Origin of the sequence: Nocardia spumae, from assembly GCF_020733635.1 — a bacterium.
Classification (GTDB): Bacteria; Actinomycetota; Actinomycetes; order Mycobacteriales; family Mycobacteriaceae; genus Nocardia; species Nocardia spumae.
In genome coordinates, this window is sequence record NZ_JAJFZL010000001.1 from 427,429 (window position 1) to 448,369 (window position 20,941).

Annotated in this window: 14 protein-coding genes; 9 read left to right on the forward strand and 5 right to left on the reverse strand. The window is 69.8% G+C overall.

The window, feature by feature from the left end; genetic code table 11:
- Positions 1-55 precede the first annotated feature (55 nt).
- Positions 56-1,411 carry a lipase family protein gene (locus LKD76_RS01930; RefSeq protein WP_227979198.1) on the reverse strand — a complete coding sequence of 452 codons (1,356 nt, stop codon included), beginning with the start codon at positions 1,409-1,411 and terminating at the stop codon, positions 56-58.
- Positions 1,412-1,816: 405 nt separating this feature from the next.
- Between LKD76_RS01930 and LKD76_RS01935 the strand changes: the two genes are divergently transcribed.
- The 5 genes from LKD76_RS01935 (at position 1,817) to LKD76_RS01955 (ending at position 7,557) form a co-directional block, all read left to right on the forward strand.
- Positions 1,817-2,959, forward strand: a complete 1,143-nt coding sequence (locus tag LKD76_RS01935; protein ID WP_227979199.1) for a tRNA modification GTPase — start codon at positions 1,817-1,819, stop codon at positions 2,957-2,959.
- Entirely contained in the window at positions 2,946-4,493 is a 1,548-nt protein-coding gene (locus tag LKD76_RS01940) for a hypothetical protein (protein WP_227979200.1), read from the forward strand. The genes LKD76_RS01935 and LKD76_RS01940 overlap by 14 nt, the downstream gene beginning before the upstream one ends.
- 283 nt (positions 4,494-4,776) lie before the next feature.
- On the forward strand, positions 4,777-6,609 hold the full coding sequence (locus LKD76_RS01945) for a phosphoenolpyruvate carboxykinase (GTP) (protein WP_227979201.1): 1,833 nt from the start codon (positions 4,777-4,779) through the stop codon (positions 6,607-6,609).
- Positions 6,610-6,863: 254 nt separating this feature from the next.
- On the forward strand, positions 6,864-7,073 hold the full coding sequence (locus LKD76_RS01950; RefSeq protein ID WP_227979202.1) for a hypothetical protein: 210 nt from the start codon (positions 6,864-6,866) through the stop codon (positions 7,071-7,073).
- Positions 7,074-7,272: 199 nt separating this feature from the next.
- Positions 7,273-7,557 carry a hypothetical protein gene (locus LKD76_RS01955; RefSeq protein ID WP_227979203.1) on the forward strand — a complete coding sequence of 95 codons (285 nt, stop codon included), beginning with the start codon at positions 7,273-7,275 and terminating at the stop codon, positions 7,555-7,557.
- Here the strand turns inward: LKD76_RS01955 and LKD76_RS01960 are convergent, their stop codons facing one another.
- Positions 7,558-8,370 carry a class I SAM-dependent methyltransferase gene (locus LKD76_RS01960; protein ID WP_227979204.1) on the reverse strand — a complete coding sequence of 271 codons (813 nt, stop codon included), beginning with the start codon at positions 8,368-8,370 and terminating at the stop codon, positions 7,558-7,560.
- 271 nt (positions 8,371-8,641) lie between these two features.
- On the opposite strand from LKD76_RS01960, the gene LKD76_RS01965 reads away from it, so the two are divergent.
- A complete protein-coding gene (locus LKD76_RS01965; RefSeq protein ID WP_227985058.1) occupies positions 8,642-9,814 on the forward strand; it encodes a glycosyltransferase family 4 protein in 1,173 nt (390 codons plus the stop codon).
- Positions 9,815-9,862: 48 nt separating this feature from the next.
- On the opposite strand, the gene LKD76_RS01970 is transcribed toward LKD76_RS01965, so the two are convergent.
- Entirely contained in the window at positions 9,863-11,620 is a 1,758-nt protein-coding gene (locus tag LKD76_RS01970; protein WP_227985059.1) for an MmpA family trehalose lipid delivery protein, read from the reverse strand.
- Between the two features lie 187 nt (positions 11,621-11,807).
- On the opposite strand from LKD76_RS01970, the gene LKD76_RS01975 reads away from it, so the two are divergent.
- Complete coding sequence (locus LKD76_RS01975) at positions 11,808-12,305, forward strand: DinB family protein (RefSeq protein ID WP_227979205.1); 498 nt, start codon at positions 11,808-11,810, stop codon at positions 12,303-12,305.
- 66 nt (positions 12,306-12,371) lie between these two features.
- Complete coding sequence (locus tag LKD76_RS01980; protein ID WP_227979206.1) at positions 12,372-13,655, forward strand: polysaccharide biosynthesis protein; 1,284 nt, start codon at positions 12,372-12,374, stop codon at positions 13,653-13,655.
- Positions 13,656-13,754: 99 nt separating this feature from the next.
- On the opposite strand, the gene pgfA is transcribed toward LKD76_RS01980, so the two are convergent.
- Entirely contained in the window at positions 13,755-14,894 is a 1,140-nt protein-coding gene (gene pgfA / locus LKD76_RS01985; protein ID WP_227979207.1) for a cell envelope lipid trafficking protein PgfA, read from the reverse strand.
- A gap of 180 nt (positions 14,895-15,074) precedes the next feature.
- Here pgfA and LKD76_RS01990 point away from each other — a divergent pair, with 180 nt between their 5' ends.
- Positions 15,075-16,262 carry an acyltransferase family protein gene (locus tag LKD76_RS01990; protein WP_227979208.1) on the forward strand — a complete coding sequence of 396 codons (1,188 nt, stop codon included), beginning with the start codon at positions 15,075-15,077 and terminating at the stop codon, positions 16,260-16,262.
- Positions 16,263-16,268: 6 nt separating this feature from the next.
- Here the strand turns inward: LKD76_RS01990 and LKD76_RS01995 are convergent, their stop codons facing one another.
- Complete coding sequence (locus tag LKD76_RS01995; RefSeq protein ID WP_227985060.1) at positions 16,269-20,924, reverse strand: alpha-(1->3)-arabinofuranosyltransferase domain-containing protein; 4,656 nt, start codon at positions 20,922-20,924, stop codon at positions 16,269-16,271.
- Positions 20,925-20,941: the final 17 nt, after the last annotated feature.

A 20,941-nucleotide genomic window follows, 5' to 3' on the forward strand; every position in this document is an offset into this window, starting at 1 on the left:
AATCGAGTGCGCCAACTCGCGAAATCGCGGTTCAGGCGGTATCGATCACACGGTGTCAGGCGGCCAGCGGCTGTGCGTCCGGTAGCCGCGGTTCGCTCTGTTGCCGCAGCGGCAGGCCGAGCAGTACCCGTCCCGCGGTGCCGGCCATATCCAGCAGACCACGCCAGCGGGCCGGCGACGCCGCCACCGACCAGACGGTGCGGGTGTCGGTCTCGGTCACCGGGCGACCGGCGATCCGATCGGCCAGCCAATCCAGGCTCAACGGCGTGGCCAGCGGAAACAGGGAGAAATGGTCACTGAGCCGGTCGCGGATATACCCCACGGTCGCGCCGCCGCGCCGGTAGCGCTCGACCTGACCGTCGATGCAGGACATATCGATGATCTGGTCGTGCACCGGCTGGATCACCAGGACCGGACAGTGCGGCGTGTGCTGCCCCAGGCGCATATCGTCGAACATCTCGCGCATGGCGGGACCGCTGAGCACTTCGGGCAGCGGGCGATCGAGATAGTCGCCCACATCCTGTCCGGCCAGCCGGGCCAGCGCCACGATCGGCGGCAGTGCGGCCGCGCGTTCGAGCAGTCGTTCTCCGGCGGCGCTGATCCGGCCGTCGAGGACCTCGCTCAAGGCCGGATAGACCTGGCGCAGCGCGGCGATCACGATCGCCGGGAACCCGGCATACGGTCCGCCGTTGAGCCGGACGAAGACCTCGCCCGGATCGCCGACCGGAGCGCCCAGCGCCGCACCCTCGATCCGCAGTTCGGGAGCGTAGGTCGGGGCCATCTCGACCAACCAGGATCCGGCCATACCGCCGCCGGAATAGCCCCAGACCACCACGGGGGTATCGGCGTCGAGGCCGAGCGGGGCGAAGTGCAGGGCGGCCCGGATGCCGTCCAGGCCGCGATAGCCGGGTTCCCGGGGCGCGCCGAACCGGCCGCTCATGCCCTCGTGATCGGCGATGCTCACCGCCCAGCCCCGGCGCAGAGCGTTGGCGACCAGCAGCCATTCCAACTGGGTGATGGAACCGGGGACCAGCGCGCCGCGTCGCAGCGCGTACGAGGGGGTGCAGCGCTCGCCGGCGGCGTCGATCGCCGATTGGAAGGCCAGCAGCGGCCGAGCCGCGTGGGGATCCGCGTCGCCGGGCAGCAGGACCGTGGTCACCACGGCCTCGGGCCGGCCGTGCAGGTCGTTGCTGCGGTAGAGCAACTGCCAGGCCGATACCCGCTGCGGAATCACGCCCAGCAGCGCGATCTGTACCGGACGGCTGCGCAGGACGGTTCCGGGAGCGTGGGCGGCCAGATCGGCCGGTGCGCGATAGAAGGGATCACGCGACGGCGGCAACAGCCGTTCCTGCTTCGTCACGACAGCGGACGCACCGCCGTCGTGTCCGATGACGTCGACGCTGACGCTCATCGCAACCTCCTTCGGATCCTCGGGCCGGTGCGTGACGGACGCACGGCGAATCGGGATCCACACCACCGACGGCCGCGCGCCGACGGTGCCGCCGACGGGATTCAGCGTAGGTGATCGAATTCCTGGGCCGTAAGTTCACCTCGATCGAATTATGCTGTCCCACAAGAACAGACATGGTCGAGTCCCGAACCTTCCCAATTCCGCCACCAGTCCCACTGACCAGGCAGATCACGACGGGGATGTGACGAATATCGCCGGTCACGGCGGCGGGCAAGCGGATTCGTGTGATCGATTCCACATTCGGATGGGGCGCAACGGTCCTCGGCGGCCGGGAAATTTGCGCGGTCGGTGCCGACAACCGGTGCGTCTTCTGACAGAATTTGCCGCCGGAAGGGGGTATCACCCGTGCCGAGAGCCACTGCACCCAGTGCCGCGCCGGGGTTCGCGAACGAACACGGCGGGTCCGCACCGGAACTCGATCAACTCATCGCCACCGTGCGGGTCGGCGCCGGCTCCGATCCGCTGATCGCCGATCACCTGGCGGCGGCGACGACGCGCTATCGCCGGCCGCTGCGGATTCAGGTGGCCGGCCGGGCCGGCGCCGGGAAATCCACGCTGCTGCGCGCCTTGGCGCTGATGTCGGCGGAGGAGACCACACCGGTGGATCAGCCGGGTACGCCCGATCCCGTCCTCGATGCCGACCTCGTCGTGTATGTACTGGCCGGCTCTCTGCAACCCGCGGATCGGCGGGTCCTGGAGGGGCTGCGCCGCCAGGCCACGCTGGTCGTCCTGAACAAGGCCGATGCGGTGGGTTCGCGCTGGGGTGATGCGGTGGTGGCCGCCGATCAGGCCGCCCATGTCCTGGGCGTTCCGGTGGCGCCGGCGGTCGCCGAACTGGCGGTACGCACCCGCTCCGAGACGCCCGGCGACGACGATCTGCGCACGCTGCGGCGCCATGCGGCCGGGACCGGTTCGGAGTTGACGCTGTCGCCGGAGCTGTTCGTCGATCCCTCCGCGGGGCCGGATGTCCCCGACCGCCGGGCGTTGCTGGATCGGTGGGGGTTGTACGGAGTGAGCTGCGCGCTGGTCGCGCTGCGCCACGAACCCGAATTGGGGCCGCAGCAACTGCTGCAGTTGCTGCACGCGGTGAGCGGTGTCGATCCGGTGCACCTCGGCCTGCACGATCGCTACGAGCAGATCGCCGCCCTGCGCGGCGGTGATCTGCTCGACGATCTGGCGCGCATCGCCGCGCGCGCGGTCCCGCAGGGCGACGGCGGCCGCGCCCGCGATCTGATCGAGGACTACCTGGCCGGCGACGAGGCGCTGTGGACCGGGTTGCGGGCGGGTCTGGCCTGTCCGGAGGTCCGCCATCTCGCGGCCGGATATCCCGCGGCGATGCCGTCCGATGCCGACGACGCGCTGGTACGCGCGCAACGCTGGCGGGCCGTCGTCGCCAGCGATATGCCGCCCGCCGCCCGCCGCGCCGCGATCCGGTTGCACAACGGATACGTGCGGATGTGGGAGCGGATGAGCAGTGCCGGATTGTGATCTGCCGCAGGCCGTACTGACCGACGAGGTCCGCGCCGTCGTCGACCGGTGGAATCCGCAGGGCAGTGCGCTGCTCCGCTCCGTTCCCGCCGACCCGCCATCGGAAGTTGCCGCGGGAGATCGTGTTTCGGTCACCGTCATCGGCCCCGACGATGCCAACACGACGCTGCTGCGCACCGAGCTCGCCCGCTTCGAACCGCGGGTGGCGCTCACCGATCCGGTCACCGACCCCGAGACCCTGCCCGTCGTGCCCGACGCGGCCGGGGCGGGACCGTCGGTGGCGCTGGTGCTGCTGGACCCCGGCGCCGCCGTGGGCGCGGGCATCATCGATCCGGTGGCCCGGCTGCAGGCCGCGGGGACACGGGTGCTGTTCGCGATGAACGGTGTGCACGCCCATCCCGAGTGGCGTTCGGTCCTGCACCGCGACTCCGCGATGCTCGCCCACGCGCTCGGTGGTCAGATCGAGATCGTGCCGGTCTCCGCCCGGCTGGCGGTGGCCGCCCGTGGCAACGGTGATGCCGCCCTGCTGGATCGCTCCGGGCTCGCGGCCCTGCACACCCGGCTCAGTGCCGCGGTCGGGGTCAGCGGCCCCGAGCACGCGGCCGGTGTCGCCGCCCGGGTGCTCGCCGATACCCGCGCCCGGGTGCGGGCGCAGATCGAAGCCCTGCGCTCCGGCAGCGAGGTCGCCCGGCTACGTGCCGAACGCACCGCCGCGCTGGCCGGGCGCGACGGTGGCCGCGCTCAGACCCTGGCGACCCTGCGCAATCGGCTGCAACTGGCCCGGGTGGATCTGACGCACGAGGCCGGTGCCCGCGTCCGCACCCTCAACGCCACCGCGCGCGCCGATCTGGACCGCCTCGATCGTCGTTCCGTGCGTGCGTATCCCGATCAACTGCAGCTGGCGGTGAACCAGGCCACGGTCGAACTCGACGGTGTGGTCCGCCACCGCTTGGCCGAACTCGCTCGGCAGATCGAGGCGGTGTCCGGTCCCGCACCCGCGCCGGAGCCGTATCCGGGCGGAGTGCCGCGGCCGGGCCCGCCGACCGATCCGCCGCCCCGGGTCGGGCCGGAGCCGGAGGGCCGGCATCACGGTGTCGAGGATCGGTTGATGATCGCGCTGGGCGCATCGGCGGGTTTCGGCCTCGGTCGATTGATCGTTGCGCCGTTGTCGCTGGTGCCGGCCCTGGACATCGCGACCGTGCCGATCACCCTCGCACTCGGCGCGGGCGTGGCGTGGTGGGTCGTGCGGGCCCGCGGCCACCTGGCCGATCGAGCACATCTGCGGCAATGGGTGACCGATGTCCTGGTCAATGTGAAGGCCCAGCTGGAACAGCGGGTGGCGACGGCACTGGTGGAGGCCGAGTCCCAGCTGACCGAGCTGGTGGTGCGCGCGAGTACCGCCCGGATGGTGGAGGCGGACCGGCGGGTCGCGGAGCTGGAGGGGCAACTGCGCCGCGCGGCGGCCGAACAGCCCGCCCGGCTGTCGGCCTGCGAAGGAGATCTGGCGCTCCTGGACGCCGTCGTCACGGGCTGATCGGCGCCGGTTCGGGTTTGCCCGTTCCACACCGCGACGTGCCGTCGGATGTGAGGAGGTTTCGAGCGGGTCCCGAGTGAGCAACCCCATTCCGTACCGACACTCACATCGCGTTAACCTCTTTCTTAAGGAATCCGGGTGTCCGTCTCGTTCTCGTACGCCGCCCAGCCGGGGCGTGCTTTCGGCGAGCCGGGGTGGATGTCCACAGCCACCGGCGGCTTTCCTGGTGTTGTGAGCTGTTTCGGCAGCCTGCTCACCCCGCCGCACATCTCAGGAGAGTTTCATGACCTCAGCGACCATTCCTGGTCTTCACGGATCCGATGGCACGGCGCCGACCGAGCATGCCGGACTGCTCGCCTGGGTGCAGGAGGTCGCAGAGCTCACCCAGCCGGACCAGGTCGTGTGGGCCGACGGTTCCGATGCGGAATGGGACCGGCTGACCACCAAACTGGTCGAGGCCGGCACCTTCCAGAAGCTCAACGAGCACAAGAAGCCCAACTCCTTCCTGGCACTGTCGGATCCCTCGGACGTCGCTCGGGTCGAATCGCGCACGTACATCTGTTCGCGCACCGAGGCCGACGCCGGTCCGACCAACAACTGGGTCGATCCGGCCGAGATGCGCGCCACCATGACCGAGTTGTACCGCGGCAGCATGAAGGGCCGCACCATGTACGTGGTGCCGTTCTGCATGGGCCCGCTCGGCGCCACCGATCCCAAGCTGGGCGTGGAGATCACCGACTCCGAGTACGTCGTGGTGTCGATGCGGGTCATGACCCGCATGGGTCAGGCGGCGCTGGAGAAGCTGGGCACCGATCGCCCGTTCGTGAAGGCGCTGCATTCGGTCGGTGCCCCGCTGACGGGGGATGTGGCCGATGTTCCCTGGCCCTGTAACGACACCAAGTACATCACCCACTTCCCCGAGGCCCGCGAGATCTGGTCCTACGGTTCCGGTTACGGCGGCAACGCGCTGCTGGGCAAGAAGTGCTACTCGCTGCGCATCGCCTCGGCGATGGCCCACGACGAGGGCTGGCTGGCCGAGCACATGCTGATCCTGAAGCTGATCTCGCCGGAGAACAAGAACTACTACATCGCCGCCGCGTTCCCGAGCGCCTGCGGTAAGACCAACCTCGCGATGTTGCAACCGACCGTGCCGGGCTGGCGTGCGGAGACCCTGGGTGACGACATCGCCTGGATGCGTTTCGGCGAGGACGGCCGCCTCTACGCGGTCAACCCGGAGTTCGGCTTCTTCGGTGTCGCCCCCGGCACCAACCGCAGCTCCAACCCGAATGCCATGGCCACCCTGGAGGCGGGAAATACCGTCTACACCAACGTCGCCAAGACCGACGACAACGATGTGTGGTGGGAGGGTCTCGAGGGCGAGCCCGATCACCTGGTCGACTGGAAGGGCAACGACTGGTACCTGCGGGATACCGAAACCCTTGCCGCGCATCCGAACTCGCGTTACTGCACGCCGATGTCGCAGTGCCCCACCCTGGCTCCCGAATGGGACGACCCGCAGGGTGTGCCGATCTCGGCGATCCTGTTCGGCGGCCGTCGCAAGACCACCGTCCCGTTGGTGACCGAGTCCTTCGACTGGCAGCACGGCGTATTCATGGGCGCCACCATGTCTTCGGAGCAGACCGCCGCCGCCGAGGGCAAGGTCGGTGCGGTGCGCCGCGACCCGATGGCGATGCTGCCGTTCATGGGCTACCACGTCGGTGACTACATGAACCACTGGATCAACCTGGGCAAGAACGCCGACGCCGCCAAGTTGCCGAAGATCTTCTACGTCAACTGGTTCCGTCGCGGCGACGACGGCCGCTTCCTGTGGCCCGGTTTCGGTGAGAACTCCCGCGTGCTGGAGTGGATCGTCAACCGCATCGAGGGCCGGGCCGAGGCCCAGTCCACTCCGGTCGGCAACGTGCCCGTCGCATCGCAGCTCGATCTGGAGGGCCTGGATGTGGATCCGGCCGATGTCGACGCGTCGCTGAAGGTCGATCTCGACGAGTGGCGCAAGGAGATTCCGCTGATCGAGGAGTGGTTCGAATTCGTCGGCGACAAGCTGCCGTCCGGTGTGCGTGACGAGTTCGAGGCGCTCAAGGAGCGTCTGGGCTAGTCACCCGCGGCCACCCGGCCGATGACCGATTCCACCGCCCGCCCCGTCGCATCGACGGGGCGGGCGGTGTCTCATTTCCACCGTTCCGGCTGCAAAGTGGCGCGCCTGTCCTATTCTGAATGTGTTCTGCATCTCACGAATAACCCGCACGGTTGCGGGAAATTAACTACTCGGCTGAACTGAATGCGTGCTGGTGCTCGTCGATTCTGTCTGTCTGGCCGACTGGTCGGGGTATGTGGGAGGTGGGTGTAGGCATGACCGAACTCGAGTTCGAACCGGCCGATGTCTCGGCGTTAGCTGACGCCGATTCCGTGGTGCGGCCCGCGAGTACGCCGTTGCGCCGCGCCGCGGCCCGGTTGCAGGCGGTGCTGCCGCCCGGATGGCGGGTGGAGGTGGACCCGGCAGCGACTCGGCCGCAAGGTGATCCGCAGCCGGCGTTGCGGGTTCGGATGTCGGAGAACTGATTCGATTCGTTTCCCCTGTGAATCGCACTCCGCATAGCGGACATCCGGGGCGTACCGCCCAGGAGAAATGGCGCGAAATCCTCCCTGCTGGTTCGCTTTTCGCAAAACGCACTATTGCGTTTCCGCCGCTCACGGAGCATGCTTAGAGCAAATATCTGTCGGACGATTTTACAGATGCAATCGCAGGGGAGTCCGAATCATGGCGGTGCAAGTGGTCGGCCGATCGCTGATGACCAGTGATCAGACCCCACATCAGGCGAGGTCCGTCGGTACCGGGGGCTGGGTGGTGTCATTTCTGCCCGGCCGGACCTTGACGCTCGAGCAGGCGACGGCGGCGCTGCAGGCGGCGGAGGCGGTGGCGGCGGTCCGCTCACTGGCCAACCGGGTAGGCCTGACCCCGCTGGAAACCGTCGGTCTGGCGATGCAGGAGCCGCCGTGGAGCGAACCGGCCCGGCGCAGCCGTCGGCGCGGCTGGCTGGAGTGATTACCGGGTCGGTGCGGCAGCGCCGCCGGCGCCCGGTTTGGTCGCGACGATCACGAGATTGCTGACGAGAAGTTCGCGCAGGCCCGGTATCCGGGGCACCCACCATGCCCAACGCGGGTGGTAGCGCGGGAACGTCGCCAGGATGTGCGCCCGCCCCTCGGCCGCACGGGCCCAATCCAGCCCTTCGGCGGCGGTGACCGCGAACAGTGAGGTGCCGAAGCGGTTCTTCGGCGCACGGCCGGTGCGCCGGGTGTAGCGCCGTGCCGCGAACTCACCACCGAGGTAGTGCCACGGTCCGGTCTCGTGACCGCCGAACGGTCCCAGCCATACCGTGTACGACAGCATCATCAGACCGCCCGGTTTGATGATGCGCAGCATCTCGTCCGCCATCAGCCAGGGGTGCGGCACATGTTCCGCGACATTCGACGACAGGCAGATATCGACCGCGTCGTCGCGGATGGGAAGCGCCATCCCGGACCCCCGCACCGCGCCCGCGACGGTGAGACCGGCGGCGTGCATCTCGGTCGGATCGGGTTCGATCGGCAGATATCGCGCGCCCGCGGCGCCGAACTTCGCCGCGAAATAGCCGGGTCCGCCGCCTACATCGACGATGGTCGTGCCGCGCAGGTCGCGGCCCGTCAGATCGCGGTAGAAATCGGCGATCAGGTCGGCGGTGTCGGTGGCGATTCCGCCGTAGAAGCGGGCCGGATCGGTCTGCTCGAAACGGAAACTGCCCAACAGGCGCAGCGAACGGCGAAGGGTGGCCCGGCGCGCGAAGCGGGGACGCGGTCCGGTTGCGTCGGATCGAAGCATGGCCGGGCCAGTCTGTCACAACGTGTCGTGACCTCTCACAGCAGATAACCGGCCACCGTAGCGACTCGAACGCGCCGACGGCCGCTATGGTGGAGCCCACTGTCATCCGATGCGATCTGGAGAAGTCGTGCGCCCTACCAGCCCCAGCGACCCGTCGGCGGTTGCGCAGGCGCACGGCACGAGACAGGGCGAAACCGCCGTATCGGCAGCCCGGACAGCATCGGCCGAGGTCGCACCCGCCGTCGTCACGGCGTCCGCGCGGCGTGAGTCGGTGCGCGAGGTGTTGCTGTTGTGCTGGCGCGATACCGGACATCCGCAGGGGGGCGGCAGCGAGCGGTACCTGGAACAGGTCGGTGCCCAGCTGGCCGCGCGCGGGGTGAAGGTGACGCTGCGGACCGCGCGATATCGCGGCGCGGCGCGGCGGGAACGGGTCGACGGGATCGAGATCAGCCGGGCCGGGGGCCGCTACAGCGTCTATCCGCGTGCGCTGGCGGCGATCGCCGCGGGGCGCCTCGGATTCGGCCCACTGCGCGGTGTGCGCCCCGATGCGGTGATCGATACCCAGAACGGAATCCCGTTCTTCGCGCGCACGGTGTCGGGTGCGCCGTCGGTGGTCCTGGTTCACCACGGTCACCGTGAGCAGTGGCCGGTGGCGGGGCGCGTGATCGGCCGGATCGGCTGGTGGATCGAGTCATGGCTGTCCCCCCGGGTACATCGCCGTGACCAGTATCTGACGGTATCGCTGCCCTCGGCCGAGGAACTGGCATCGCTCGGCGTGGACCCGATGCGGGTGGCGGTGGTGCGCAACGGTGCGGAACCGATACCCGCACAGTCACCGACCGGCGCCGAACCGATGCGCACGCCGTACCCGAGTGTGGTGGTGCTGTCGCGACTGGTGCCGCACAAGCAGATCGAGGACGCACTGGCCGTTGTCGCCGGTCTGCGCCACCGCCTACCGGGCCTGCGCCTGGACGTGGTCGGCGACGGTTGGTGGGCCGACAACCTGAAACACCGTGCGCGCGAACTCGGTATCGCCGATGCGGTCGATTTCCACGGTTATGTCGACGAGCCGCGCAAACACGAATTGCTCTCTCGCGCTTGGGTTCAGGTTTTGCCCTCCCGCAAGGAGGGCTGGGGGCTCGCGGTGATCGAGGCCGCCCAGCACGGCGTCCCGACCATCGGTTACCGCAGTTCGCGCGGTCTCACCGATTCCGTCGTCGACGGCGTGACCGGCGTTCTGGTCGATGATTCGGCGCAGCTCACCGAGACCGTGGGCGAGCTGCTCACCGACTCCGGGGCACGCATCGTGATGGGTGCGAAGGCCCGGGCCCGTGCGCGCGAATTCTCCTGGGAGCAAACCGGTTACGGGGTGGGGCAGGTGCTGGCCGCCGCGGCGCGCGGCGAATTCGTATCGGGTCTGGTCACCGGACGTTCCCCGGAATAGTCCTCGGCGCCCGGAACTCGGGTCCGGGTAGTCGGCGCGGCGCTCTCGTCATCGGATGGTAGCGCTCCGCCGCCGGCCGATCGACGCGTCGATCACGGCCGCGACCAGCCCGCCCAGCAGTAACGCCGCCCACAGCGCATGTGTGGTGAGCGCGATGGCGCGGTCACCCGGCGACGCCTTCGCCACCTCCCGCACGCCGGGTATCCGATAGAGGGTGAGGTCGTCATCGGAGTACACCGGCTCCATCTGTGCCACAGTCCGATTCGAATCCCCGAGGGCGCCGGGAGTGCGGTGCTCGACGAGTATCCACCCCACCCCCCGCGCGGCGAGTTCGGCGGGCGGCGCCCCACTCAGCAGCAGGTTCTCCACTCGCTGTGCGCGCGCGCCCTCACCCGCGACCACCTGTCCGCGCACCGGCAGGACGCCGGTTTGCAGGACGTTCGAGCGCAGCATACGCGGTGCGGGGTCCAGTACCGGAACCCTTCCGCTGCGGGGGAATTCGCGAAACATGCCCGCGGGCAGGACCGCGACGTCGCCGGGGCCGTCGACGATGTCGGCCACTCGCTGCCAGGCAGCGGGGTAGTGCACCGGTCGCAGGGCGCCGCCGATTCCCCACGCCAGATCGGGCAGGGTGAGGATCAGCGCGGCGACATACAGGACCGCGACAAGTGGTTGTGCCGCCACGGTATTCGAGGTCTCGGCTTTCGTGCCGCCCCGGCGGGCGCACGCGGCGAGAGTGCGACAACCGGCCGCGGCGCACAGGGCGAAGGCGGGCATGGCCAGCGCCACATACTTCTGCGTATCGCGCAGCAGCCCGGCGCCGGGGATCCACTCGATCACGGATTCACCGATCGACAGGCCCCAGGCCGTCGCGCCCAGGGCCGGCAGCAGGATGCTGACAGCCGCCAGCGCCAGCAGCATCCGGCGGGGGTGGCGGGTGGCCGGGTCACCGGCTGTGGCCACCGCGAATACCCCGGACAGGACGGTGCCCAGCAGTACGAGTGTCGCGACGATCGCGAACCACGTGGTCCGCGAATCCGGTACAGCGTCACCGTTCCAGATGCCGCCGAGTCCGGCGAGGCTCGCGAGTGTGCCCAGTCCGGGTTCCGCACGCGCCGCGAACGCTGCCACACCGGCCGGATCGGAGGGTTCGGCGCCGCTGCCGGACAGGGCCGTCGCCACCAGCCAGGGACTCGCACTGAGCAGCCATACGCCGATCGTGCCGAGCAGATTCCGCCGTCCGACGGTCAGCACGGCGACCAGTCCCGCCAGCAGTGATCCAGTCGGGGTCAGTCCGGCGGCGGCGAGGACACCGGCGAGCATGAGCCACCGGCGGAGCGCGGGCATCGTTCCCATCCGGTCGACGAGAACCGAGTGGATTCCGATGCGCCGGGCGAACAGGACCGTCCACGGCAGCGCCGCGTATCCGGTCAGCAGGCTCCAGTGACCCTGCAGCAGTCGCTCGGCCACATACGGGTTCCAGATCGCCACGGTCGCGGCGACCAGTTGCGGCGCCAGCGATACCCGCAACAGCGCCCGGGCCAGTCGGGCCGCACCCCAGCCGGCGGCGGTCAACGCCACCACCAGCACGATCTTGACGACGATCCCGCCGTCCACGATCACCGAGAGTGCGGCCAGCAACCCGTCCTGCGGTACCGCGCGCGGCGCGGCATCGCCGAGTCCCAGCGCCGCATCGGTCGCGTACGACCGCGGTGTGCTGACGGCATCGCGCAGCAGCAGATATCCGGATCCGAGCAGTGGGCCCACGACGATCAGCGCCAATGCCAGGCTGTAGACCACCGGCACGATCCGCTCCCGCGTCGACGCGCCGGGCGGGCGGACCCGCGGGCCGCCCGTCGGATCCGGTGGCGAGCCGGTGTCGTCGCCGTATTCTCGAGCCCCGGTCACGGTGAGTCACCCTACGTCGGGCCGATATGCGGTCGGGACGGGGAATGCGATGATGTCAGCGCGTCGAGGAAGGGGATGGCCGGGCATGGAGAGCTGTGGCGAATGTGGATTCGAGTACCGGCCCGCGGCGGCGCCCGCGGCCGCGGCCGCGATCACCTCCGGTATCGCGGATTTCGCGGCAACCCTGACCGGTGCTCGCGATCCGCGCCGGCGCCGGACCGCGCAGCAGTGGTCACCGCTCGAATACGGCTGCCATGTGCGCGATGTGCTGCTGGTGCAGCGGGAGCGAATCCTGCTGGCTCGTCGGACCACCCGCCCGGCCGTCCTCACCATGGGCCGGGACGAGCGTGCCGACCACGATGGTTACGCCGATCAGGATCCCGCCGCGGTAGCTCGGGAACTGACCATGTCGGCCCGGCTGCTGGCCAATGTGCTGGATCGGCTCACGGCCGAGGACTGGTCCCGGACGGTCGTCTACAACTATCCCGAGCAGACCGAACGGGATCTGCGATGGGTCGCGGTCCACACCGTGCACGAGGTGCGCCACCACCTGCTCGATATCCGTCGCCAGCTCATGGACTGAGCCACGGCGCCACGGCCGGGACGAACCCGACTGGGACTGCGGCCGGCGAGGTGGGACCATGGCGGAATGCTTGCCCTGCGCCGTCTACCCGTGGTCGCGGATATGACCCTGGTGACGGCGGGGGCCATGACCGCGAATGTCGCCGGCTACCTGCTGCAACTGCTCGCCGGACGGTGGCTCGGAGTGTCCGGATACAGCGAGTTCGCGAGTCTGCTGGCGGTGCAGCTGCTGGCCGCGGTGCCCGCGCTGGCGCTGCAGAATGTCGTCGCGCGGGAATTGGTGCGCGGTGCGGCGGGCGCGACGGTCCGCCGGCTCACCCGGCGCTGCGCGTTCATCGTCGCGGTGGTGGCGATCGCGCTGATACCGGTCGTCGCGGTGGTGCTGCACGTGAACGCGGTGGCGGCGGGCGGGGCCTTGCTGGCCGCGCCGGTGCTCGTACTGATATCCGGCGAACAGGGCATCCTGCAGGGTGATCAGCAGTTCCGCCGGCTGGCGGCCGTTCTCGGCGGCGTGGCGATCCTGAGGGTGACCCCGGCGGTGATCCTGCTGGCCGCGGGAGGCGATGCGGGTGTGGCCCTCTGGGGCGCCGCGCTCGGCCTGGTCGTCGCGGCGGCGGGGGCGCGCCGGATCACCGGGGCCCTGGGCCCGGTGACGGGTGCGGATCGAGCCCGCGAATCGGGTGCCGCGGCACCGGCATCCGGCCCAGCGCGCGCAGCCGATGTGGCGGCGGTGCTGCGGGCCGCGCAGGTTCAGGCCGCGCTGATGGCGCTGTCCTCGGCGGATCTGATCATCGCGCGCATCGTGCTGGATGACGTCGACGCCAGTCGATACGCCCTCGGCGCGATCGCGACGAAGATCGCCTTCTGGCTCCCGCAGGCCGTTGGCGTGGTGCTGTATCCGCGCATGGCGCAGCCGCAGCATTCGGTGCGCGCGTTGCGGTCCGCCCTGGCCGTGCTGGCGGTGATCGGAGCGGTCGCCGTGGCGGGTGCGGCGGTGCTGTCACCACTGGCGCCGCTGTTCGCCGGAAACGACTACGCGCCGATCGAGGGGTGGCTGTGGTTGTTCGCGCTCGACGGTGCGCTGCTCGCGGTCCTGCAGGGCGCGCTGTTGTCGGCCATCGCCGCGGACCGCACCGCACCGGCCGCCGTGATCTGGGCCGGGTTGGCCGTGGAGCTCGCGGTGACGCTGCCGTTCGTCCGCAGCCTGCCGGTGCTGATCGCGATCGCCACCGGAATCGCGGCGGTGGCAACGACACTGGTGGTCGCGGTCGTCATCCGCGGCGTGCATCGCGACCGCGCTCCCGAATCCGGCCGCGGGGCCGGCCGACTGTCACCGCTGCCGGGCGACTGAGGTCCCCGCGCCGCGTCCGCTTTCCCGCCGTGCCCCGGATACGCGAGTGGCTCCCCGGTTCGAAACCGGGGAGCCACGTCGGCGCTGGAAACGCTTGTCCTAGAGGTTCTTACTGATGTCGATCTGCTGGGTGGGCGCGTCCGAGAACGCCTGGCCCGGCTTATCGCCCGGCGGGGTGGTGGAGGGCTTCTTCACCAGCCGGCCCGGCTTCGACGAACCGTCGCCGCCGCGCAGGCCCAGCACCAGACCGGCGATCAGCGCGATCGCGCCCAGCACACCGAAGACGATCGGCAGCGTGCGGCCGTAGAGCGACAGCTCGTCCATGTACTTGCGGGCCTCGTCGGCCTGCGACTGCACGGTGTCGGGATCGAACACCAGGGTGGTGTTGATCGCGGTGACCTCCGGCTTGTCGGCGGTGCGCGAGTAGTACAGGTGCAGCTGTTCGGAACCGTTCACGATGGTGCCGGTCTGGGGTTCCACCCACACGTCGCGGGTGTTGGTGTAGTAGCGATCCATGGTGACATCGCCCTCGCCCTCGACGCCCCACTTGGCGGCCGGGAAGGTCAGCCGGTTGGTGGGCGAGGAGACGACCTTCGCCAGATCGGTCGGCGGCACCTGCTGCTGGAAGTGGTAGACCTTCAGATCGTTGATCTCGGTCTCCTCCACGAACTTCATATCGAACGACTGCCGCGCGTTGATATCGAAGTACGGGTAGGTGGTCTTCTCGGTGCCGAGGGGGAAGCGGTACTGAAGGCCGGTGTGCTGCACGGGATCCGGGACGCTGTTGCCCTTGCTGTCGACGGTGACGGCGATGGAGCCGTTCGGGTCGTCGTCGATCGGCTCACCGGTCTTGCGGTTGATGGTGACCCGGTCGATGGTCGCCGACAGCAGGCCGGTGTCACCGGTCTTGTCCTTGTTGCGCAGCGTCTGACCGGCCTGGATGGTCATGTTGGTCTTGTCCGAGGGGTCCTCGACGGTGAGGAACCGCTGCGAGATCAGCCCGACGTTCTTGTCGATCTTCGCCGGGCCGTCGCCGGAGGTGAGCGACTTCGAGTCCAGCACCTCGCTGGGCGCACCGGCCTTGTTCGATGCGATGGTGGTGATCTCGAGGTCGAGGGGAGTCTTGGCCAACTGACTGACCCCGTAGGTTGGTATCAGTATCGCTGCGACGATCAACAGCGCACCGAGTCCCACGAGCAGGCAGGCCACCGTCCTCTTGGTACCGGCACTGAGTGCCATGCAAACTCTCCTCGTCGTCGAACAAGTCTCGTCCGGGTGCGCTTCACGACCGGGTGCGGTCATTACCACGAGCACTCGTGAGCCCCGACACTAACAGTCGTGTACCCCAACCGGGCGAGCTGAGGGCCGAAAACACCCCGAAAAAGCGCGTCCCCGCGAGATAGCGGCAGACTGGAGCCGATGACCGCAACCCCCGAGACCGTGATACCCGGCACCGTGCAGCCGGTCGGCGCCCCGGCGCCGGTACCAGGAACGCGCAGATTCGTTCCGGCGCTGGAGGGTCTGCGCGGACTGGCCGCACTCGGCGTGGTGCTGACCCATGTCGCCTTCCAGACCGGCGCCGCGGGGACGCCGGTGCTGGGGCGGGTATGGGAGCGGTTCGACATGGCGGTCGCCGTCTTCTTCGGGCTGTCCGGATTCCTGCTGTGGCGGCCGCATGCGGCCGCGGCCCGCGATCTGGGGACCGCGCCGCCGGCCGGCCGCTATCTGCTGCATCGCGCCGCGCGCATCCTGCCCGCCTACTGGGTGGTGGTGTTCGCGGCGCTGACTCTGCTGCCCTCGGCGGCACAGTCGGCCGGATGGCGGGTGTGGGGAGCCAATCTCGCACTGCTGCAGGTCTTCGTACCGCTGACGCTCACCGACGGACTCACACAGATGTGGAGTCTGTCGGTGGAGATGGCCTTCTATCTGGTGCTGCCCCTGTTGGCGTGGGCGCTGGTCGGGCTGCGGGGTTCGAGGGCGCGGTGGCGAGTGTGGGCGGTCGCGGCGCTCGGGGTGATATGCCTGGGCTGGAATTTCCTGCCGGTGCCGACTCCGGACGCGATCCACGCCGACAACTGGCTGCCCGGCTATCTGCCGTGGTTCGCGGCCGGGATGGTGCTGGCCGAACTCGCCGAGGTATTGGGCGCGGCCGCCCGGAACGGGATCGCGGCCCCCGGCTGGCAGCGCCGGCTGGGCAACCGGTGGCTGATGTGGTCGGTGGCCGCGCTGGCCTTCGCGCTCGCGACCACCGATCTGGCCGGGCCCGCCGGCTTGGCGCGCGGTGAATCATGGCAGTACGCGATGAAGATGGGGCTGGGAGCGCTCATCGGATTCGGGCTGCTCGCACCGCTGGTGGTCGGCACCGCCCGGCATCGCGGGCTGGAGAGCCGCCTGGCGCTGACCATCGGGCGCTGGTCGTACGGAATCTTCATCTGGCATCTGGTGGTGCTGGCGATGATGTTCCCGATCTTCGGATTCATCCCGTTCAACGGCGGTTTCGTCCATGTGCTCCTGCTGACCGTCGGATTCACGCTGCCGCTGGCCGCCGCCAGCTACGCCCTGATCGAGGAGCCGGTGCGGCGCTGGGTCAAGCGTCGCGTGGGCTGAGCGCGGTCAGCTCGATCGCCGCCACCGCACGCGGATGCGTGGTCGCGCGGGCAATGCCGCGACCCCGACCGCGACCACGGCGACCACCGCCGGGAACTGCACCCACAGCGAGGCGCCCATGTACACCGTGCCCGAGCGCCAGGGACCGGTGGACAGCGCCGCCTCGGCGAGAACCGTGGCGACGCCGGCGATCGCCGCGAGGACGAACGGTGTCCGGGGCAGAATCCGTACCGCGACCAAAGCCAGTGCGGCACAGCCGGTGGCGACCGGTCCGGCGATGAGAGAGGCCGCGATCGCGATACCGGCGGCGCCGAGCCACCAGCTGTTCCAGGTCCGAGGCGGTGGATCGCGGTGCACGGTCGCGGGGAGGGGGGCCGCGCGCAGCGGGGCTGCCGGATCCGCCGGCGCGTCGGCGAGCGACGACAGCGCTCCGGCATCCGCCGCGATCGCGCCGTCCGCCTGGGGGGCATCGCTGCGGCTGTGTCGCAACCGATTACGCAGGCGGGCCGGGACGGGGAGTGCCAGCAGTAGTAGCGGAATCAACAGGAGTAGTCCGCCGAAGATGGCCAGCCGATACCAGCGGTCGATCGGGAATTCGACCGTCACCGGGCCGTGCGCGGCGGCCGGGACGATCCAGCCCTGCTTCCAGCCGTCGACCACGACCGGTGCGAGCGTGTGACCGTCCGCGGTGTGCGCCGACCAGCCGACGTTGGTGCTCAGCGGCAGGGTCAGGAGCCGATCACCGGCGGGTGCGTACATGCCCGCCGCATCCTCGGCGTTATCGCTGAAAGCGGTGTTGTCCATACGCAATCGGTCGACGGAGAACATCTCGGTGGGCGCCACGGTGACATCGACCGAACCCGCCGGCAGATCGACCGGCTCCGATGGGTCCCCGACGGCGGCGCCGTCTGTCCTGTCCCCGACGGCGGCGCCGTCTGTCCTCTCCGCGACGGCGGCGCCGTCTGTCCTCTCCGCGACGGCGGCGCCGTCTGTCCTGTCAGCGGCGGCGCCTGCTGTTCCGTCCTCGGGCCCCGCGGTCGCACCGCCCGGCGCGCAGACCGTCGCGGGCACCGGTTGCCCGGTGCGCAGTTCGTCGGCGGTCGCGGTGACGCTGGTGTGCAGCACCCGGCCCGCCACGGCGATGGTCGGGCCGTGCGCGCAGTCGAGGGTGACCGGCCGATCGCCGGGTGCGGGCGCGGGATAATCGGGGCCCAGTACCGACACCTCGGCCAGCCCGGGCGGTTGCTGCTGGGTCAAACCCAGTGCGGTGCGGTCCAATACCGTCTTCCAGGTATTGATGCTGATCTCGATATGGTCGGTGACCTGCGGATGCAATTCGAGTCGAATCGGAGTCGGCGGTGCGGACATCGGCGCCGGCGTGCTGGTCGATTTCGGTTGTGGCGCCGGCGCTTTCGGCGACGGAGTGGTGGTCGGCGCGGACTCGCCGCCGGTGGGGCCCTCCGGATCGCGATCCTTCGGTGCGGGCGGGATCGTCCGGATCTGCGGTCCGTCACCGAGATTGACCGCGATCGAGGTCGGGCGTGCGGGCAGCGCGCCCATCGGCGGCGTGACCTCGAGCCCGGTGACCAGTTCCGGTCGCGGCAGCTGGATCGAGAGGGTGGGTTTGGCGCCCGTTCGATTGCGTACCGTGTCCTCGGGGGCGATCCAACTGGTGCGCGGGTCGCCGTCGGTCGCCGCGAATGCCGAACCGCGCAGATCGCCGACGTCGGCCTTACCGCGGGCGATCGGCCGCTGTGGATCGGTCAGCAGATTCTCCAGTGCCGGGCCCTGCCGGGTGCGGACGGTCAGCCGCGGGTTCACGCTCACCGGTTCCGGCACGCTGAGCGTGCGTTCGAAGCTGCCCGGTTCCTCGGCCGGCAGCGCCAGTCCCTTACTGCAGCGCACCCGATCCGGTGCGTCGAAACAGCCACTGCGCCCGGGGAATTCCTGACCGAGATCCCATCCGCGCACGCGTGTTCCGGCCGCGACCGGCGGCAGGACGGTGCGATGGCGGATATCCACCGGCTTCGGCTCGTCCCGGTTCGAATAGTCGAAGAGGTTGACCTCGCTGATCCCGAATTGCCCACCGCCGGTGCCGTTCTCGGTCTGGGTCGCGGTGATGGTGAGCCAATCGGTCCGGCCCGGTGGCAGTGAAACCGACACGGGTGCACCGGGTTCGGATATTCGGGCGGCTACCGTGCCGTTGGCGGTGCGGACCTCTATCCACTTCACCGGATCGCCGATCGCGGCCGGGCTGGTCGTCACCCGCACCGCACCGGCCGCGATCGGATGGTCCAGGCCGAGCCGGAGCCACTGTCCCACGGCATGTTCGGCGCTGGTGCTCAACCAGGCGGTACTCGGATCGCCGTCGAAGGCGGCCGCCGTGGAACTGCCGGGTGCGGCGCCGCCGAGTTGGGTGGCGTCGGCGGCGGAACTGGACGCGGTGACGGTCGCACCGGACCACTGGCCCTCGACCGGCCGCGCGCCGGGTACGGGATAGTCGGGGACGAGGTTGTGGGTGCGGCGTGCGTCGGTGGGCGCGCGTAGTGCCGAATTGTGGTTGTCGACCCGGCCGAAGTCGGATTCTCGATCCATCGGGGTGTCGGTGACGGTGGTCGCGGTGGGCGTCAGTCCGGCCCGGGCCGCGTCGGCGGCCAGGAGTGCGGGGCCGTGGGCGCCGGATCCGTCGCGCCGCAATCGTTCCAGCACCTCGGGGCCGCCCTCGACGACCGGCACCGATCCCAGCGGAACAGTGCCCGCACCGGGAAAACTCGGGGGAGCGCCGGGGCCGCTGTGGATTTCGGCGGGTGTGGTCCGGTCGTCGGCGTGTACTCGGAAGATCTGGATCGCCGGATAGGTCGGCCGCAGGTCGCCGTCGGCGACCAATCCGTCACCGTGGCCCACCTCGATCGGATTGCCGAAGGCGGCGACCTCGGTGATACCCGGTGATCCCTCGATCGCCTGATGCGCCAGCATCGGCCGGGTGGAGCGGGAGGTGTCGGGATCGAGATCGTTGCGCAGTACCAGAATGCCGATGCCCTGGGCGCTCAGGGTCGGTGCCAGTGCGGTCGAGGGCCGGCCGTCGGTGATGAGTCGCTGCACCGAATCCATGGCCCGGATCGCACCGGGCGGGGTGAGCGGCACCGCATCGCGCACCGCCCACGGCGTACTCGCCAGCGCCTGCAGGGGCTCGTCGCGGGTCAGGCCCCAGATCTGGCTGCCGAACGGCGCACCCGGCACAACCAGTGCCCGGGTGTCGGACGCGTTGTGCGCCAGCCAGTCCGCGGTCTCCTGCCAATAGGCCGGAACCTTGTCGTAGGCGCCGCGCGGCGCCAGCTTGGAGGTCCACGCGAGGGAGGTCGACAGGGTCAGCGCCGCGAGCAGCAGCGCCGCCACCGCGACCATCCGATTGCGTTCCGGATGAGCGAAGGCCCCGCGCCACACCGGCAGCGGCACCGAGGCGGGTAGCGGTACCCGGCGCAGCAGATGGGCGAGCCCGAGTACGAGCGGAATCCGGATCAGCGGTTCCAGCTTGTGCACATTGCGCAGCGGCGCGCCACCGGAGTCGAGGAATATCCGCACCGATTCGGCGAACGGTCCGCCGAGCTGGCCGGCGTAACCCGCGCAGATGCCGACCAGTCCGACGATCAGCACGAGGGTGAAGCGACCCCGCGCCGGCATGGAACGCAGTGCGAGCCCGGCCATTCCGGCCGCGGCGATGACACCGGTCGCCAGGACCGCCGCGGGCTGGGTGACCAGGACCGCGCCCGCGATCCGCTCCGGCGAGACATAGGGCGTCCAGCTGTCGGTGCCGCGCAGCACCTCACCCAGTGCGGCCCACTGGGTGGTGACCCCGGAGGATTCGATGTAGTCCAGGAAGGGCGGGCTGACCTTCCCGAGGACCAGCAGCGGTACCACCCACCAGAAGGTGCCCAGGGCCAGCAGCGGGATCCACACGCGGGTGAAGCGCCACCAGGTGCGATTCGGCCGATACGAGGCCCACCACAGTGCCGCGGGCAGGAAGGCGGCCACCGTCGCGACCGCGTTGACCGAACCCATCAGAGCCAGCGCCAACGCACTCGCCGCCGGTGAGGTGGCGCCGCGCAGCGACAGTGATTCGGCGGTCGGCCGGCGCAGCAGCGGTGCGCGCCGGCCGGATCGGGCCGACAGCACTCGTGGCATGCCGAAGGCGCCGAGTGCGGCGGGTGCGAGCAGCACCCACGGCGCCAGCATCATCGGCAGGGTCTCCGACGAGATCGAGCCCAGCGTGGTGAGTACGCGGGGCGACAGTGCGAAGGCGACGGCCGCGATCACCCGGGAGCCCCGGGTGCCGATGCCGAGGACCTCGCACAGCCGGACGATGCCCCAGAAACCGGCCAGGATCAGCAGCGCCCACCAGATCCGCTGGGTCACCCAGGGAGAAATACCGAGGACATGCCCCAGTGCGAAGAAGGCCCCGTGCGGGAAGAAGTAGCCGTACGCCTGGTTCTGCACCTGGCCCATCGGAGCCTGACTGCTCCACAGATGGGCGGCGCGCTCCAGGAATCCGACCGGATTCTGGGCGAGATCGTATTTGGTATCGGCGACCGTGAGGCCGGGTGCCTGCAGAAATGTCAGCAGGAAGGCAACGAGAACGGTGCCGGCGAACCAGCGCCGGCCCAGTGGTGCGGTGGCCGAGG